This window comes from Sphingomonas sp. GW821-FHT09B04, assembly GCF_059418285.1.
The window spans coordinates 107,625-123,206 of the sequence record NZ_JBWKPO010000002.1 but is presented as its reverse complement, the minus strand read 5'-3'; the positions used below and the strand labels follow the sequence as shown (position 1 = coordinate 123,206).

At 65.8% G+C, this 15,582-nt stretch carries 16 protein-coding genes; 11 read left to right on the top strand and 5 right to left on the bottom strand.

The features are described from left to right. Positions 1–3: 3 nt before the first annotated feature. The 3 genes from thrB to AC07NK_RS06470 all read left to right on the top strand — a co-directional run bounded on the left by thrB (position 4) and on the right by AC07NK_RS06470 (position 2,402). Complete coding sequence (gene thrB / locus AC07NK_RS06480) at positions 4–963, top strand: homoserine kinase (protein WP_495169766.1); 960 nt, start codon at positions 4–6, stop codon at positions 961–963. Next, on the top strand, positions 960–1,403 hold the full coding sequence (rnhA, locus tag AC07NK_RS06475) for a ribonuclease HI (protein WP_495169765.1): 444 nt from the start codon (positions 960–962) through the stop codon (positions 1,401–1,403). The genes thrB and rnhA overlap by 4 nt, the downstream gene beginning before the upstream one ends. A 108-nt stretch (positions 1,404–1,511) precedes the next feature. Then, positions 1,512–2,402 carry a hypothetical protein gene (locus AC07NK_RS06470; RefSeq protein WP_495169764.1) on the top strand — a complete coding sequence of 297 codons (891 nt, stop codon included), beginning with the start codon at positions 1,512–1,514 and terminating at the stop codon, positions 2,400–2,402. 125 nt (positions 2,403–2,527) lie between these two features. Here AC07NK_RS06470 and AC07NK_RS06465 read toward each other — a convergent pair whose 3' ends face one another. From AC07NK_RS06465 to AC07NK_RS06455, 3 genes are read right to left on the bottom strand one after another with little or no spacing between them, the layout of a single operon-like run. Next, a complete protein-coding gene (locus AC07NK_RS06465) occupies positions 2,528–2,701 on the bottom strand; it encodes a YegP family protein (protein WP_075153369.1) in 174 nt (57 codons plus the stop codon). Between the two features lie 52 nt (positions 2,702–2,753). Further along, complete coding sequence (locus AC07NK_RS06460; protein ID WP_495169763.1) at positions 2,754–3,857, bottom strand: NAD(P)/FAD-dependent oxidoreductase; 1,104 nt, start codon at positions 3,855–3,857, stop codon at positions 2,754–2,756. Beyond that, positions 3,854–4,798: an alpha/beta fold hydrolase gene (locus AC07NK_RS06455; RefSeq protein ID WP_495169762.1), complete on the bottom strand. Its 945-nt coding sequence runs from the start codon at positions 4,796–4,798 to the stop codon at positions 3,854–3,856. Before AC07NK_RS06455 ends, AC07NK_RS06460 begins: the two co-directional genes overlap by 4 nt. Positions 4,799–4,847: 49 nt before the next feature. Between AC07NK_RS06455 and AC07NK_RS06450 the strand changes: the two genes are divergently transcribed. The 8 genes from AC07NK_RS06450 (at position 4,848) to AC07NK_RS06415 (ending at position 12,296) form a co-directional block, all read left to right on the top strand. Next, positions 4,848–5,318 carry an A24 family peptidase gene (locus AC07NK_RS06450; RefSeq protein WP_495169761.1) on the top strand — a complete coding sequence of 157 codons (471 nt, stop codon included), beginning with the start codon at positions 4,848–4,850 and terminating at the stop codon, positions 5,316–5,318. A 52-nt stretch (positions 5,319–5,370) separates the two neighbouring features. Beyond that, on the top strand, positions 5,371–6,396 hold the full coding sequence (cpaB, locus tag AC07NK_RS06445; RefSeq protein WP_495169760.1) for a Flp pilus assembly protein CpaB: 1,026 nt from the start codon (positions 5,371–5,373) through the stop codon (positions 6,394–6,396). After that, complete coding sequence (locus AC07NK_RS06440; protein WP_495169759.1) at positions 6,396–8,021, top strand: type II and III secretion system protein family protein; 1,626 nt, start codon at positions 6,396–6,398, stop codon at positions 8,019–8,021. Before cpaB ends, AC07NK_RS06440 begins: the two co-directional genes overlap by 1 nt. A gap of 17 nt (positions 8,022–8,038) precedes the next feature. Further along, complete coding sequence (locus tag AC07NK_RS06435; protein WP_495169758.1) at positions 8,039–8,677, top strand: CpaD family pilus assembly protein; 639 nt, start codon at positions 8,039–8,041, stop codon at positions 8,675–8,677. Beyond that, positions 8,674–9,969, top strand: a complete 1,296-nt coding sequence (locus AC07NK_RS06430) for a CpaE/TadZ family protein (RefSeq protein ID WP_495169757.1) — start codon at positions 8,674–8,676, stop codon at positions 9,967–9,969. Before AC07NK_RS06435 ends, AC07NK_RS06430 begins: the two co-directional genes overlap by 4 nt. Positions 9,970–10,020: 51 nt before the next feature. After that, positions 10,021–10,998 carry a type II secretion system F family protein gene (locus AC07NK_RS06425; protein ID WP_495169756.1) on the top strand — a complete coding sequence of 326 codons (978 nt, stop codon included), beginning with the start codon at positions 10,021–10,023 and terminating at the stop codon, positions 10,996–10,998. A gap of 4 nt (positions 10,999–11,002) precedes the next feature. Then, positions 11,003–11,998 (top strand): type II secretion system F family protein, encoded by a 996-nt coding sequence (locus AC07NK_RS06420; RefSeq protein WP_495169755.1) that lies wholly within the window; start codon positions 11,003–11,005, stop codon positions 11,996–11,998. 61 nt (positions 11,999–12,059) lie between these two features. Beyond that, positions 12,060–12,296 (top strand): hypothetical protein, encoded by a 237-nt coding sequence (locus AC07NK_RS06415; RefSeq protein WP_495169754.1) that lies wholly within the window; start codon positions 12,060–12,062, stop codon positions 12,294–12,296. On the opposite strand, the gene AC07NK_RS06410 is transcribed toward AC07NK_RS06415, so the two are convergent. Together AC07NK_RS06410 and ppdK are read right to left on the bottom strand one after the other, a co-directional pair. Next, the gene (locus AC07NK_RS06410; protein WP_495170343.1) at positions 12,293–12,823 is read right to left on the bottom strand and encodes a chorismate--pyruvate lyase family protein; all 531 of its coding nucleotides are present in this window, start codon (positions 12,821–12,823) and stop codon (positions 12,293–12,295) included. The genes AC07NK_RS06415 and AC07NK_RS06410 overlap by 4 nt on opposite strands. A 14-nt stretch (positions 12,824–12,837) precedes the next feature. Next, complete coding sequence (gene ppdK, locus AC07NK_RS06405; protein WP_495169753.1) at positions 12,838–15,504, bottom strand: pyruvate, phosphate dikinase; 2,667 nt, start codon at positions 15,502–15,504, stop codon at positions 12,838–12,840. Positions 15,505–15,582: the final 78 nt, after the last annotated feature.

The window sequence follows — 15,582 nt, the reverse complement described above, 5'->3', positions numbered from 1 at the left end:
CCCATGGCAGTCTATACGCAGGTATCGGCCGAGGCGCTGACGGCCTTCCTCGCACGCTATGACGTCGGCGATCTGGTCTCGGCCAAGGGCATCGCCGAGGGAGTGGAGAATTCCAACTATCTCGTCGAAACGACGCGCGACCGCTTTATCCTGACGCTGTACGAAAAGCGCGTCGAGGCCGGCGACCTGCCCTATTTCATGGGGCTGCTCGATCATCTCGCGGCCAAGAGCCTGCCCGTCCCGCCCGCGATCAAGGACCGCAACGGCGTCGAGATCCAGGAACTCAACGGCCGCCCGGCGTGCCTCATCAAGTTCCTGTCGGGCATCTCACTCTCGCACCCCACCGCCAGCCAGGCGCACGCCGCGGGCGAAGCGATGGGCCGGATGCACCGCGCCGTCACCGACTTCCCGCTCGACCGGCCCAATTCGATGGGTGTCGAAACCTGGCGCCCGCTGTTCGAACGCTGCGGCGACAGCCTCGACCGTATCGAGCCGGGGCTCCACGCCGATCTCGGTTTCGCGCTCAACGCGACGCTCGCGAACTGGCCGGGCGCAGAACTGGATCGCTGCGCCATCCACGCTGACCTCTTCCCCGACAATGTCCTGATGCTAGGCGAGTCCGTATCGGGGCTGATCGACTTCTACTTCGCCTGCACCGACATCCGCGTCTACGACCTCGCGGTGATGCACAGCGCGTGGAGCTTCGACGCGGACGGTCGCAACTATGACGCAGCTGTCGGTGACGCACTGATCGCCGGCTACGAGGCTAGCTTCCCGCTCACCGCGACCGAGCGTGCGGCCTTTGCGACGCTGGCGGCAGGCGCCTGCATCCGCTTTTCGCTGTCGCGCGCATGGGACTGGCTCAACACCCCGGCCGATGCGCTGGTGATGCGCAAGGATCCGCTCGCCTATGTCCGGCGGCTCAAGCATTACGCCCCCGATCTGGTGAAGCACGTCGCATGACCGTTGAGATGCCGCTGGTCGAGATCGCCACCGATGGCGCGTGCAAGGGCAATCCCGGCCGCGGCGGCTGGGGCGTGCTGCTGCGCATGGGCACGACCGAGAAGGAACTCTCGGGCAATGAACCGCACACCACCAATAACCGCATGGAACTGATGGCGGCGATCGAGGGGCTGAACGCGCTCAAGAAGCCGTGCCGCGTCAAGCTGTCGACCGACAGCCGCTATGTCATGGACGGCCTGACCAAGTGGATCAAAGGCTGGCAGAAGAATGGCTGGAAGACCGCAGACAAGAAACCGGTCAAGAACGCCGATCTGTGGCAGCAGCTGCTCGACGCCGCCAGGCCGCACCGCATCGACTGGGTCTGGGTCAAGGGCCATGCCGGCCACCCCGACAACGAACGCGCCGACCAGCTAGCGAGCGATGCTGCGCTAAGGGCCTGAGGGCGGACAACGTCTTGTCCATCGCAGATCAGAACACCTGTCTGGCTGCGGCCATTCGCGAACCGGCGCGGTAACTCGCTGGCAATCTTGCCATGCTCACTATCCCGCATGGACAGGATCGATCGTCACCATATGGCTGCAGCGGGCGCAGCCAGCAGGCGCAGCAATCTCGCCGTGATCGGATTTTCTCGCCGAATCATCCGCGGATGCGCCTTGGGGGTGGGATTTGGGGGACTTTTCCTGAGCGCCGCCCATGTCCGCGCAAGCGATCGAAAACCGACACTGATCAACTACGCCCCGGCGTCATGCGCGGCCGGACGGCTTGCTGCACTTCCGAAGATCGGTTCCGACGGCATCGCCGTCCGGTATCACTTCGCGGCGAAGGATACTCAAACAAGAGCCGCTCCCCTTGCGAAGCGCATCGAAAAGAAACTGGGGCTCCCAATTCGCTATCAGGACAGTCTTTTCGGAAAGAGTGCCCTGATAACGCAAAGATATCATCTTTCGACGGACAACAGCACATCGATCAACGCATATTTCGATTACTTGTGCTCGATCATGACCGAATTCGGCTTCGACATCAATCTCGTCTACATTACGCCGGCCCGAGAATTCGACAGGCTCGAACGCCGTGAGGCTGAAGAACGCCGCAAGCTTCACCGCACATACGGGACGGTGATCGAGGAACCCGACGAGAAGGAAATCGGCGAACTGCTTCGCAGCGACTGGCAGGATGGATTCCGTCACCTCTTCTTCAGGGACGACAGCGTCCAATTCTCCAGGGTTCGGGAAGACGACGTGAAATGCCACTATGTCGAAAGCCGCCTTGGTCCGATGGAGGATCATATCGGCTGCGAGGTCGGCGTCCTGGGTACCTCATTCCGCGGCCCCGAATATGGCAAGGGAACGCTCACGCTGATCCGCAGCGAGAATTACGAAGCCGGCAAGACCAACAAGCTCCTCGTCTACCAGGAAAAACTGGAGATCATTGTCAACTGATCGCTACGAATGTCGGGATGCCGACACGTACGGAAAAGCGCGGAGAATCACTCCGCGCTTCCCTTTACGAGCCTGATCGGCCGTTATCGAACCCCGCCGGCAGGCGGGGTGCGACGTGGAATCGATCAACCTTCCTCGACCGGCGCGCCCGGGCCATTCTTCAGGATCGATTCGATCGCGTTCTTCGCCGAGGCCTTGCTGGTATAGCCTTCGGTCCAGAAGATGATTTCGCTATTGTATTTGAACTTGGCGACATATTCGCCAGCCTTGTTCTGCTCGATCACAAACTTGTGCGCCATACCGGCCTCCATCGTTGCGGCCTGCCAACGATAGCCGTTCCGCCGGTCGCGTCTAGTCGCGGAATCGCCGGATCGAATAGGCTGCGGGGTCGATATGCGCGATCATGGGATCCGGCGCGGTACTGAGCAGCATCGACGCAGCGAGCGCGGACGCGGCGGGCGAGGTCTGGATCCCGAACCCGCCCTGCCCGGCGCACCAGAACAGCCCCGGCACCAGCGGATCGAAACCGTAGACCGGCTTGCGATCGGGCGCGAAGCTGCGCAGCCCCGCCCATTTGCGCTCGACCGCCTCGATCTTCCAGTCGACCGCGCTCTGCAGCTTGTCGATCGCGACCGCGACGTCGAGTTCCTCGGGGGCGGCGTCACACGGATCGCTCGCGATCTCGTCATGCGGCGACAGCCAGAGCCGCCCTGCCTCGGGCTTGAAATAGAAACGGTAGCGCGCGTCAGTCACCAGCGGCAGGCTCGCCTGCGCCGGTGGATCGACTCTCAGCTGGACCATCGTGCGGCGCAGCGGAGTGATGCCGATCGCCGGCGCGCCCGCCAATCCTGCCACCGGATCGGCCCAGGCGCCCGCAGCATTGACCAGTATCTCGCCCTCGAACACGCCCGCGCGCGTCTCGATCCGCCAATGACCGTTGCGGCTCGCCCCGACCACATTTGCGGCGCAGACCAGTTCGGCGCCGGCGCGGCGCGCAGCCGCGAGCCAGGCCGCGTGCAGTCGCGCGACATCGATGTCCGAGCATGTCGGATCCCACAGCCCCTCAGTCCATTCGGGACGCAGACCGGGGCAGCGCGCCGAAGGCTCAGCCTCGGCAAGCGTCACTCCCGCGGCGGCGAACTCCGCCGCAAACCCGTCGAGCACATACCGGTCGGCGCGGGTCGCGATGAACAGCTGTCCGCGTGGCGACAGGAAGCTCGCGGCCTCCATATCGCGCGGCGGCGCGCGCAGGAACGGCTCCGATGCTATCGACAGCGGCTGAATGTCGGGCCCGCCATAGGTTTCCGACCAGAAGGCAGCCGAGCGCCCAGTCGCATGATAACCGGGCTGCCCCTCCGCCTCGATCATCAGCACGCGCGCATGGGGCGCGACCCGCGCGGCAAGGCTGGCGCCGGCAATCCCGGCGCCGATGATCACAACGTCGTAACGGCTCATTTCTTCGGCGCCCGCGCCTCCAGAAACCCGTCGATCTCACCTATTGCGCGCGTCCGCACCGCATCGACCTCCCGCAGGATCTCATGCGCGCTTTCCGGCCCGAAGCGCACGACGCGCGCATCGGGGAGTTTTGCCAGCGTGGCAAGCCCTGCCCTTGCGTCGACCAGCCCGTCCTCCTCCGCGACTAGCGCGAGTAGCGGCACGTTCATCGCCGCCAGCGCAGGGCTCTCGCGCAATTCGCGGGTCGATCGGAACGCCTCGATCAGCCAGTTCCAGCTCGGCGGGCCGGTGACGTTGGCGGGGTTCGCCGTCTGCCACCACAGTTCGTCCTGATAACGGTCGCGGTCGTGCGTCAGCAGCGACTGGCGCGACTCGATCGTGTAGGGCCGCTCATTGGCTTTCCACGCAGACCGCGCCGGGTTGCCAAGGCCGCCCATGAATCGCGCGAACCGCTCGCCCACCGACGCCAGCCCCAGCGGCGACTTGAGGCCGAGCATCGGCGCGACCAGCACCGCCGCATCGGGCCGGATCGCGCGCTCGACCAGCGCGCGCAGCACCAGATGCCCGCCCATCGAATGCCCCATCACCACGTGCGGTCCCGGCATCGACGCCTGCCATTCACGCGCGAAGGATCGGTAATCCGCGATATAGTCAGCGAAGTCCCGGATGTGTCCGCTCTTTGCACCGTCGACGCGGCCCGAGCCGGCCTGCCCGCGCCAGTCGAACCAGACGATGTTCCAGCCCTGCGCATGCCAGTGCGCCAGAGTCTCGAGATACTTCTCGACCATGTCGCCGCGCCCGCCCTGAAACAGGATCGATCCGCGCGGCGTGCCGGTTGCGGGCCAGTCGAAGCGGCGCAGCGGCCAGCCGTCCTCGGCAATCCAGTTGCCGATGGTCGCACCCGCGGGAATCGCCCGGCGATCAAATGGTGAAGACGCCATTTGGGTTGGTTACGTTTTAGAAAGCCCGCTCGTCTAGGGATTAGTCGATATGGGGGCGATAACATCTGCGATTCTGCTGGTCGTACTCGGCCTGATCCTGGTCTCCGCCGGGATCGAGGATGCGCGCAAGCGTGAGATCGCCAACTGGAAGAACGCCGCAATCGCGCTGCTTGCGCTGCCCTGGTGGATCGCCAGCGGCCTGCCGCTCTGGCCCGGTATCGTCATCCAGATCGGCCTCGCACTCGCCGTTTTCGCGGTGTTCGCGGCAGCCTTCCATTTCGGAATGATGGGCGGCGGCGACGTCAAAATGATCGGCGCGCTCGCGCTCTGGTTCCCGTTCCAGCCGCTGCTGACGATGCTGATCATCATGTCGCTGGCCGGCGGCGCCATCACACTGCTGATGCTGATCGACAAATGGGTGCGGCGCCAAAGCGCTCAGCCCGAGGTGCCGTACGGCATCGCGATCGCCATCGCAGCCCTTCTCACAATTCGCGAACCGATTCTTAACCAGTTCTCGTGAATGCTTAACGCCGGTGAAACCCGGTCCTGAAGACTGAAAGGCCTGAAACGTCATGGATGGACGGAAGATCATTTTGCTGGTGGGTGCGCTGATCATCGCCGCCGTCACCGCATTCATGGCCCGGACCCTGATTGTCGGGACCGCTGCGCCTGTCGCCGGTGCGGCACCTACCGCGGGCGGCCCTGCGCCGATCCAAGGGGTCGAAGTTCTGGTCGCGACCAAGGCGTTGCCGGTCGGCACGATCCTGGGCCCGGAATCGACCAAATTCGTTCCCTGGCCGGCCGAACTGGTCGAGGGCGCCTATTATCGAAAGGCCGACACCGACCTCAAATCGCTGCAGGGCACGGTGGTCCGCTTCGCGATCCCCGCCGGGCAGCCGATCACGCAGGGCGGACTGGTCAAGCCTGGCGACCGCGGCTTCCTCGCCGCTGCGCTCGGCGCCGGCATGCGCGCGGTGACGGTTCCTGTTTCCGCTCAGAGCGCGGTTGCGGGCTTCGTATTCCCGGGCGACCGGGTCGACCTCCTGCTGACCCAGACCGTCGCGGGCGGCGGCGACGGGCCTCCGCTCAAGGCGTCGGAAACCGTGCTGCGTAACCTGCGTGTGCTCGCCACCGACCAGAAGACCGACAAGCAGTCCGACGAGAGCGGCAACACCGTCGTCACCACCTATTCGACCGTCACGGTCGAGGCGACGCCGCGCATTGCCGAGAAGATCGCGGTCGCACAGACGCTCGGCTCGCTCTCGCTGTCGCTGCGCTCGATCGCCGACAATAGTGGCGAACTCGAGGAAGCGATCGCCGCGGGCGATGTTTCGGTGCCCGACGGCAACGATCCCAAGGCCGAAAAGGCAATGCTTGCCCGCGTCGCCGCGCGCCCGGTGGAAGGTCGTTCGACCTTCTCGACCGGCGCCGATGTGTCGCGCTTCCAGCGCAGCACCGTGCCGGGCAAGCCGGTCGAACGCATCGATGCAGCGTCCGGGGGGACGGTTGCGGGTGCGATGCCGAGGATTGAAGGGCAGGTCGTCAAGGTTTCACGGGGCAACAGCGTCACTGTTGTTCCCGTTGGGGGGAATAGATAATGCGTTTCGCAACGATCCTGCGTCGCTCGCTCGCGGCAACGGTGGCAACTGCCCTGGTCATGACCGGGCCGGTGACGTCCAGCTTCGCCCAGTCGAAAAGACAGGGTGCGCGCGTCGGTGAACCCGCCGGAAGCCAGCGCCCGACCCGCGATGTGTGGCTCTCGATCGGCGAGGGTGAGCGCATCACGCTGCCTGGCAATGTCGCCGAGGTCTGGACCTCCAACCCGGATGTTGCCGACGTCTATGTGAGCAACCCGCGGCAGATCAACCTGTTCGGCAAGTCGTTCGGCGAGGCGACGATCTTCGCCACCTCGGCCGGCGGCGCGGTCGTCTACTCGGCGCGCGTTCGGGTCAACCAGAACGTCACCTCGGTCGATCGCGTGCTGAAGGTTGCGATGCCGGACTCGGACATCACCGTCACCACGGTGGGCCAGGTCGCGGTGCTGACCGGGACGGTCGGTTCGCCCGACGACGTTGCCTCGGCGAACCGGCTGGTCGCCTCGCTGCTCAATCCGGGCGTCGATGTGTCCGCGCCGGGTGCGCAGCTCAAGATGGCGGTGATCAACCATCTCAAGACCGCGACGCCGCTTCAGGTCAATCTGCAGGTCCGCATCGCCGAGGTGAGCCGCAGCTTCTCAAAGAGCTTCGGCGTCAACCTCACATCGCGCGATGGTAGCGGCGGTTTCCTGTTCGGGCTCGGCCAGGGCCGCCAGGGCTCGATCACCTCGGGCGCCAATGGCACGACCTTCAATTTCCCGACCGCACCTCCGCCAAGGGGTGGCACGATGTTCGGCGCAGCGGGCAAGATCCTTGGCCTCGACATCCTCGGTTCGCTCGATCTGGGGGAACAGATCGGCCAGGTCACCACGCTCGCCAACCCGAACCTGACCGCGCTTTCGGGCGAAACCGGCTCATTCCTCGCGGGCGGAGAGATCCCGATCCCGATCAGCCAGGGGCTGGGCGCGGTTTCAGTCGAGTACAAGCAATATGGCGTTAGCCTCGCCTACACGCCGACGGTGCTGTCCGACGGCCGCATCTCGCTCCGCGTCCGCCCGGAGGTGTCGCAGCTTTCAGCGGCAGGTGCCGTGACCATCGGCGGCACGCAGGTGCCCGCGCTCACCACGCGCCGCGCCGAAACCACGGTCGAACTCGGATCGGGCCAGAGCCTGATGATCGGCGGATTGTTGCAGAACACGCATGATAATTCGATCGATCAGGCCCCGGGCCTGGGGCATATCCCGATCCTGGGCGCATTGTTCCGCTCGAACGGCTTCAAGCGCAACGAAACCGAACTGGTGATCGTCATCACCCCGTATCTGGTGAAGCCGGTCAACGCGAACGAGATTCGCCTGCCGACCGACGGCTATCGCGCACCGAACGATGCCGGCCGGGTGTTCATGGGCGAGATCAGCCGGGGCAACAGTGGCGCGCAGCGGCCGATGCCGCAGATGGCGCCCTCCGGCGCAGCGCCGTCGCTCGGCGCCGCGAACCCGATGCCGACCGACCCGATGCCGCAGCCGCAACAGCCGCTCGCCACACCCGCGCAGCCCGCGCTGGTCATGGGCAAGCAGCCCAAGCGCAAAAAGGGGTCCGACACCCCCGCTCCCGGCTTCGGCTTCAATTGATTGCAGGAGGAACGCCCATGTTGACGCGTAACACGATCCTGCTGCTGACCGGCGCTGCCGCCGTGCTCACAGCGTGCGGCCCGAGCTCGACGCCGAAGAATCTCGGTGTGGAGTCGATCAACCAGCCGGTGGTCGCCCGCACCGACTATGTCTTCGATGCCGCCACCGACGGCGCCGGCTTTGCCCCGGGCGAGCGCGCGCGCGTCGCCGGCTGGCTCGCCTCGCTGCGCCTCGCCTATGGCGACCGCGTCTATGTCGACGATCCCGGCGGTGCCGGCGTTCGGAACGAGGTCGCGGCCGAAGCCAATCGCTATGGTATCCTGCTGTCCGAAAATGCTCCCGTCACAACCGGCGCGATCGCGCCGGGAACCGCGCGCGTGATCGTCAGCCGGATGCGCGCGAGCGTCCCGAACTGCCCGAACTGGGCGCGTGACGGCCAGCCCGAAACCGACAATGCCGCCCATTCCAACTATGGCTGCTCGGTCAACAGCAACCTTGCCGCAATGCTCGCACGGCCGGAGGATCTGGTCCGCGGTCAGCCGGGTGCTGAGACTGCCGATCCGGCCACCAACATCAAGGCGATCGAGACGCTGCGCAAGGCAACGCCGTCCGGCGCGAGTGGGTTGAAGGCCGAAACGTCGGGAGGCGGCAAGTGAACGCTCCCTTTAGTGCCGCACGCGCTGCGCATCGCGAACCGTTCGTCGCCTTTGTCTGCGACGAGGCGACGGCTGAAGCGCTCCGCCCAATCGCGATCGAGCAGGGCTGGAACCCCGAAAAGGTCAACAAGGGCGGGCTGCGCAACGCTGTGCAGACGCTCTCGGTCTCGGCCAGCCCGAATATCTTGTTCGTCGACCTGTCGGAAAGCGGCGACCCGCTCAACGACATCAACGCTTTGGCCGAGGTCTGCGAACCCGGTACGGTGGTGATCGCCGCGGGTCAGGTGAACGATGTTCGCCTGTATCGTGACCTCGTCGCATCGGGCATCCAGGATTATCTGCTCAAGCCGCTCAACCCGGACGTGCTGCGCGAGACCTTCGTCCAGGCGCAGGCAGCGCTGAGCGCGCCCAAGCAGAGTGACGCGCCGACCGACCGGCCGCATTGCGCGGTGGCGGTGATCGGCACGCGCGGCGGCGTCGGCGCCTCGACGATCGCAACGTCGATTTCGTGGCTGCTCAGCGAAAAGGGCAACCGCTCGACCGCGCTGCTCGACCTCGACGTGCATTTCGGCACCGGCGCACTCTCGCTCGATCTTGAACCGGGCCGCGGCCTCACCGACGCGATCGAGAATCCCAGCCGCATCGACGGGTTGTTCATCGAACGCGCGATGGTGAAGGCGTCGGACAAGCTTGCCGTCCTCTCGGCAGAAGCGCCGATCAACTCGCCGGTAATGACCGACGGCGCGGCCTTCTTCCAGCTACAGGAAGAGATCCGCAGCGCGTTCGAGTGCACCGTGGTCGATCTGCCGCGCGCGATGCTGGTCAACTATCCGCATCTGATCACCGACGTTCAGGTCGCGGTGCTGGTGACCGAGCTGACGCTGGCGGCAGCGCGCGACGCAATCCGCATCCTGTCGTGGTTCAAGTCCAACGCGCCGCACACCCAAATGATCGTCGTCGCCAACCGCGTTCCAGCCGGCGGCCAGCTCGAGATCAGCCGCAAGGACTTCGAGGGGTCGATCGAACGCAAGATCGATTACCTCATCCCCTACGACCCCAAGACCGCGGTGCAGGCCGCTAAACTCGGCAAGCCGCTTGCCGAGGCAGGTAAGGGCGTGAAGGGCCTCAACCCCCTCGCCGAGATCGCCGAACGCGTCGTCGCCTATACCGACAGCGCCGAGGACGTGAAAGACGCGAAGGGCAAGGGCGCCAAGGGTGACGCGGGCAAGGACCGCTCGCTGCTGGGCAAGCTGTCCAGCCTGTCGATCAAGCTGCCCGGCAAGAAGAAGTAAGGCCAGCCGGCACGGGGCCGGTTCGCCAACGGTTTGGAGTCGTCGCAAGGCATGGACATGCTGCCGATCATGCTGCTCGCAGGAGGCACCTTCATGGTGCTGCTGCTGCTCGTTCTCGCCTTTGCCGGACCATCGGCACAAAAGGCGGGTGCACGGCGGCTGACCTCGCTGCGCGACCGTCATGCCGGCGTCATCGGCTCAGGTGCGGTCGAGGCGCAGATGCGCAAGATCTCGACCGCGCGCGCGACCAATATGGACAAGGCGGCGGCGCGCTTCCTGCCCAACCCGGCGCTGCTCGGCAAACGACTGGAGATGACCGGCAAGGGCTGGAGCGTCGGTCAATACGGCCTCGTCACGCTCTGCTTGACACTGGTCGTCACTGCCGCAATCGCTGTCCAGGGTCTGCCGATCCTGCTCGCGCTGCTGATCGGACTCGTGGTCGGCGTCGGCCTGCCGCATTTCATGGTCGGTTTCTTCATCAAGCGGCGCATCGACAAATTCACCGCCAAATTCCCCGACGCGATTGAGCTGCTCGTGCGCGGCCTGCGTTCGGGCCTGCCGATCACCGAGACGATCGGCGTCGTCGGCGCGGAGGTCGACGGCCCGGTCGGGGAGGAATTCCGTTCGATCTCGGACAAGATGAAGATCGGCCGCACGCTCGATCAGGCGCTGCAGGAGACCGCCGACCGGCTCGGCACGCCCGAATTCCAGTTCTTCTGCATCACCATCGCGATCCAGCGCGAGACCGGCGGCAACCTGGCCGAAACGCTCGCCAACCTCGCCGACGTGCTGCGCAAGCGCGCGCAGATGAAGCTCAAGATCCGCGCCATGTCGTCGGAATCGAAGGCGTCGGCCTATATCATCGGCTCGCTGCCGTTCATCGTCTTCCTGCTGATCTGGTTCATCAGCGGCGAATATATGCAGAAATTCTTCATCGACGAGCGGCTGATGATCGCCGGCGGTGGCGGCATTGTGTGGATGGGCATCGGTGCGCTCATCATGGCCAAGATGATCAGTTTCGAGATTTGATGCGATGAGCAACCCCGACGGACTCACACTCCTTGGCATCGACGTGATCTACGTCGCGACGTTGCTCGCGGGCGTGGCTGCGTTCTGCGTGCTCCTCGCAATCTATGCCGCGACCACCGTCCGCGATCCGATGGCGAAGCGCGTAAAGGCGCTCAACGAACGCCGCGAACAGCTCAAGGCCGGCATCACCGCATCGACCAGCAAGCGCCGCGCGAAGCTGGTCCGCCAGAACGACACCACCGACCGCCTCCGCTCGCTCCTGTCTTCGCTCAAGGTGCTGCAGGACGAACAGGTCCAGGTCGCGCAGACCAAACTGCTCCAGGCAGGCATCCGGTCCAAGGACTATGCTTATGCCGTGATTTTCGGCCGGATGGTGCTCCCGATCGTGATCGGCGGCATCATGCTGTTCATCGTCTATGGCACGGACATGTTCGCCGACTGGACCCCAATCAAATCCTATGGCCTCGTCGCGGGCAGCTTCATCCTCGCCTACAAGGGCCCGGACATCTATCTCAAGAACAAGATCCAGAAGCGCAGTTCGGCGATCCGCAAGGGTATTCCCGACGCGCTCGATCTGCTGGTGATCTGCGCCGAGGCGGGTCTGACCGTCGACGCCGCCTTCGGCCGCGTCTCGCGCGAGCTGGGCAAGGCCTATCCCGAGCTGGGCGAGGAATTCTCGCTCACCGCGATCGAGCTGGGCTTCCTCACCGACCGCCGCATGGCGTTCGAGAATCTGGCCAAGCGCATCGATCTCGATTCGGTGCGCGGTGTGGTCACGACGATGATCCAGACGGAGAAATACGGCACCCCGCTCGCCTCTGCCCTTCGCGTGCTGTCGAGCGAGTTCCGCAACGAGCGGATGATGCGCGCCGAGGAAAAGGCCGCGCGCCTGCCCGCGATCATGACCGTTCCGCTGATCCTGTTCATCCTTCCGGTGCTGTTCGTCGTGATCCTCGGCCCCGCGGCCTGTTCGATCAACGATGCGCTGATGAGTGGCTAGGGCGCGACTGGTGTCCGCTTACCGCTGGTCACACCGCCCGCGTTGCAGCTAGGGAAGTTTGATGCCGTTCACCTCTCCCTTCGGATGGGTCCTGCTCGCCGCGGCGCTAGCGGCGGGCTGGGTGATCGGCGCGGCGACCAGCCCCGCGGTGCGCAAATGGCAGAAGCGCTATCGCGAGCGCGAGGTCATCATCGCCAAATACCGGCGCGAGATGGAGAAGGCGCTGGTCAAGGCGCGTGAGCGCGTCCGCAAGCTCGAACGCGAACGCGCGCCCGGCGAAACCCCGCCCGAAGACTAGATTCCGGTGACCAGTACGGCTCGGTAATTCTCGATCACTTCGGCCAGCGGGCGCCCCTGCGCGTCCACCACCAGCGCGCGATGCCGCAGGATCGTCACGGGCGCCGTGCCCTCCCCGTCCCACAGGATTCGCGTCGAGACCGTGCGGCGGCTGGGGCCGAGCGGCAGGATCACGCGGCCGAACGGCACGTCGCCGGTCTCCAGCGCATCGTTCATCGCAGGGGTGAGACGGCTGGCGACGTACCAGTTGACCGCTTCGGACAGGATATGCGCGCCGCACATCAGGTGAACGCGGCGATAGCCGAGCCGCTCGCCCTCCGCATTGAGACGACGGCGCGCGGCCGCCTCCCCCGCGACCAGCCGGTCGCGGCGCACCTGCGCATGCACGCGCGGCGCGCCGGCAAGCCCCAGCGCCACGCAGCGCTCTTCGAGCACTTCGGTGGCGGTACGGCCATTCAGCAATTCGGCGTTGAGGCGTTCGACAGGATTCATTTCTGGGCGCGGCTTGAGGATCACCGCGCCACCCATCGCCGCCACCCGCGTCAGCCCCCCTTGAGCGCCGCCTGCGCAGCGGCGAGCCGCGCGATCGGCACGCGATAGGGCGAGGCGGAGACATAGTCGAGGCCTGTCTGCTCACAGAAGGCGATCGATGCCGGATCGCCGCCATGCTCGCCACAGATGCCGAGCTTGATTCCGGGTCGCGCCTTGCGTCCGCGCTCCGCCGCGATCTCGATCAGCTCCCCGACGCCCTCGACGTCGATCGAGACGAACGGGTCGCGGGCATAGATGCCCTTCTCGACATAGGTGGTCAGGAACCGGCCGGCATCGTCGCGGCTGACGCCCAACGTGGTCTGGGTCAGGTCGTTGGTGCCGAAGCTGAAGAACTCCCCCACCTCGGCTATGTCGCCAGCGCGCAGCGCGGCGCGCGGCAGCTCGATCATCGTGCCGACGAGATACTCAATCGTGCGGCCCTTTTCGGCGAACACCGCCTGCGCGGCCCTGTCGACCACCGCCTTCATCAGCTCAAGCTCACGCCGGGTCGCGACCAGCGGGATCATCACCTCGGGCACCGGTGCAGCGCCAGACTTCTCCGCCACCTCGCATGCCGCCTCGAAGATCGCGCGCGCCTGCATCTCGTAGATTTCGGGATAGGTGACGCCGAGGCGGCAGCCGCGATGGCCGAGCATCGGGTTGAACTCGTGCAACTCGGCAGCACGGCGGCGCAGCGTCTCGACGTCGAGACCCGCAGCGGCGGCGACCTCGGCGAACTCGCTCTCCTCGTGCGGCAGGAACTCGTGCAGCGGCGGATCGAGCAGGCGGATCGTGCAGGGCAGCCCGGCCATTACCTCGAAGATCGCGGCGAAATCGCTGCGCTGCTCGGGCAGGAGCTTGTCGAGCGCAGCGCGACGGCCCTTCTCGTCCGCCGCCAGGATCATCTGGCGCACTGCGGTGATCCGCGCCGCGTCGAAGAACATATGCTCGGTCCGGCACAGCCCGATGCCCTCCGCACCGAACTCGCGCGCGGTGCGGCAGTCGAGCGGGGTCTCGGCGTTGGTGCGCACCTTGAGGCGGCGGACCTTGTCGGCCCATTCCATCAGGATGCCGAAGTCGCCGGCCAGCTCGGGCTGGATCGTGGGGACTTCGCCCAGCATCACTTCGCCGGTCGAACCGTCGATGGTGATGAGGTCGCCCTCCTTCACCTCGCGCGTGCCGACACGCATGATGCCGTCGCTCGCCTTGATCGACAGCGTACCGGCGCCCGAGACGCAGGGGCGGCCCATGCCGCGCGCCACGACCGCAGCGTGGCTGGTCATGCCGCCGCGCGCCGTCAGGATGCCCTTCGCCGCGTGCATCCCGTGAATGTCCTCGGGGCTGGTCTCGACGCGGATCAGGATCACCGCGTCGCCGTTATTGGCGCGCTTCTCGGCGGTGTCGCTGTCGAACACGGCGAAGCCCGATGCGGCGCCGGGGCTGGCGGGCAGCCCCTTGGTCAGCACGTCGCGCGGCGCGTCGGGGTCGAGCGTCGGGTGGAGCAGCTGGTCGAGCGCCGCCGGATCGACGCGGGCAATCGCCTCCTCGCGGGTAATCAGGCCCTCTTCAGCCATGTCGACCGCGATCTTGAGCGCGGCCTTGGCGGTGCGCTTGCCCGAGCGGGTCTGGAGCATCCACAGCTTACCGCGCTCGACGGTGAACTCGATGTCCTGCATGTCGCGATAATGGCGCTCGAGCTGGTCGAACACCCGCGCCAGCTCGCCATAGGCCTCCGGCATCGCCTCTTCCATCGACGCCGGCTTCGCGCCCGCGGTCTCGCGCGCCCGCTTGGTGAGGTATTGCGGGGTGCGGATGCCCGCGACCACGTCCTCGCCCTGCGCGTTGATCAGGAACTCGCCATAGTACGCGTTCTCGCCGGTCGCCGGATCGCGCGTGAACGCCACGCCCGTCGCCGAGGTGTCGCCCATATTGCCGAACACCATCGCCTGGACGTTGACCGCGGTGCCCCAGTCGCCGGGAATGTCGTTCAGGCGGCGATAGACCTTGGCGCGCTCCGACTGCCACGATCCGAACACCGCGCCGATTGCGCCCCATAGCTGGTCGTGCACATCCTGCGGGAAGGCCTTGCCGTCCCACAGCTCCACCACCAGCGCCTTATACTCGGCGACCAGCGCCTGCCAGTCGCTAGCGGTCATCTCGGTGTCGAGGAAATAGCCGCGATCCTCCTTGGCGATCTCCAGCGCTTCCTCGAACCGGCCATGGTCGAGCTCGAGCACCACGTCCGAATACATCTGGATGAAGCGGCGATAGCTGTCCCAGGCGAAGCGCGCGTCGCCGCTGATCTCGGCCAGCCCCGCAACGGTCTGATCGTTGAGGCCGAGGTTGAGGACGGTGTCCATCATGCCTGGCATCGACGCCCGCGCGCCCGAGCGGACCGAGACCAGCAGCGGATCGGCAGCGACGCCGAACTTCTTGCCGGTGATCCCCTCGATATGCACGACGCCATTGGCAACTTCGGCCTTGAGGCTGTCGGGGAAGGTCCCGCCATTCTCGTAATAGAGCGCGCAAACCGGGGTCGAAATCGTAAAGCCGGGGGGCACGGGCAGGCCGATCGAGGCCATGCCGTCGAGATTGGCACCCTTGCCGCCGAGCAGATTCTTGTCGCCGGCGCCACCGTCCGAAACGTTGCCGCCGAAGCGGTACACATAACGAGTCATTCAAACCCCTTCCGTGGCGCCCTGCCCGGCGCTTTGGGCGCGCCTACCGCAGGTGCGAACAAGGGGGAAGACCCTGTC

Excerpts from the sequence above, each read along its gene's own strand:
- thrB (WP_495169766.1), top strand. The coding sequence starts at position 4 with ATGGCAGTCTATACGCAGGTATCGGCCGAGGCGCTGACGGCCTTCCTC.
- rnhA (WP_495169765.1), top strand. The coding sequence starts at position 960 with ATGACCGTTGAGATGCCGCTGGTCGAGATCGCCACCGATGGCGCGTGC.
- AC07NK_RS06470 (WP_495169764.1), top strand. The coding sequence starts at position 1,512 with ATGGACAGGATCGATCGTCACCATATGGCTGCAGCGGGCGCAGCCAGC.
- AC07NK_RS06465 (WP_075153369.1), bottom strand. The coding sequence starts at position 2,701 with ATGGCGCACAAGTTTGTGATCGAGCAGAACAAGGCTGGCGAATATGTC.
- AC07NK_RS06460 (WP_495169763.1), bottom strand. The coding sequence starts at position 3,857 with ATGAGCCGTTACGACGTTGTGATCATCGGCGCCGGGATTGCCGGCGCC.
- AC07NK_RS06455 (WP_495169762.1), bottom strand. The coding sequence starts at position 4,798 with ATGGCGTCTTCACCATTTGATCGCCGGGCGATTCCCGCGGGTGCGACC.
- AC07NK_RS06450 (WP_495169761.1), top strand. The coding sequence starts at position 4,848 with ATGGGGGCGATAACATCTGCGATTCTGCTGGTCGTACTCGGCCTGATC.
- cpaB (WP_495169760.1), top strand. The coding sequence starts at position 5,371 with ATGGATGGACGGAAGATCATTTTGCTGGTGGGTGCGCTGATCATCGCC.
- AC07NK_RS06440 (WP_495169759.1), top strand. The coding sequence starts at position 6,396 with ATGCGTTTCGCAACGATCCTGCGTCGCTCGCTCGCGGCAACGGTGGCA.
- AC07NK_RS06435 (WP_495169758.1), top strand. The coding sequence starts at position 8,039 with ATGTTGACGCGTAACACGATCCTGCTGCTGACCGGCGCTGCCGCCGTG.
- AC07NK_RS06425 (WP_495169756.1), top strand. The coding sequence starts at position 10,021 with ATGGACATGCTGCCGATCATGCTGCTCGCAGGAGGCACCTTCATGGTG.
- AC07NK_RS06420 (WP_495169755.1), top strand. The coding sequence starts at position 11,003 with ATGAGCAACCCCGACGGACTCACACTCCTTGGCATCGACGTGATCTAC.
- AC07NK_RS06415 (WP_495169754.1), top strand. The coding sequence starts at position 12,060 with ATGCCGTTCACCTCTCCCTTCGGATGGGTCCTGCTCGCCGCGGCGCTA.
- AC07NK_RS06410 (WP_495170343.1), bottom strand. The coding sequence starts at position 12,823 with ATGGGTGGCGCGGTGATCCTCAAGCCGCGCCCAGAAATGAATCCTGTC.
- ppdK (WP_495169753.1), bottom strand. The coding sequence starts at position 15,504 with ATGACTCGTTATGTGTACCGCTTCGGCGGCAACGTTTCGGACGGTGGC.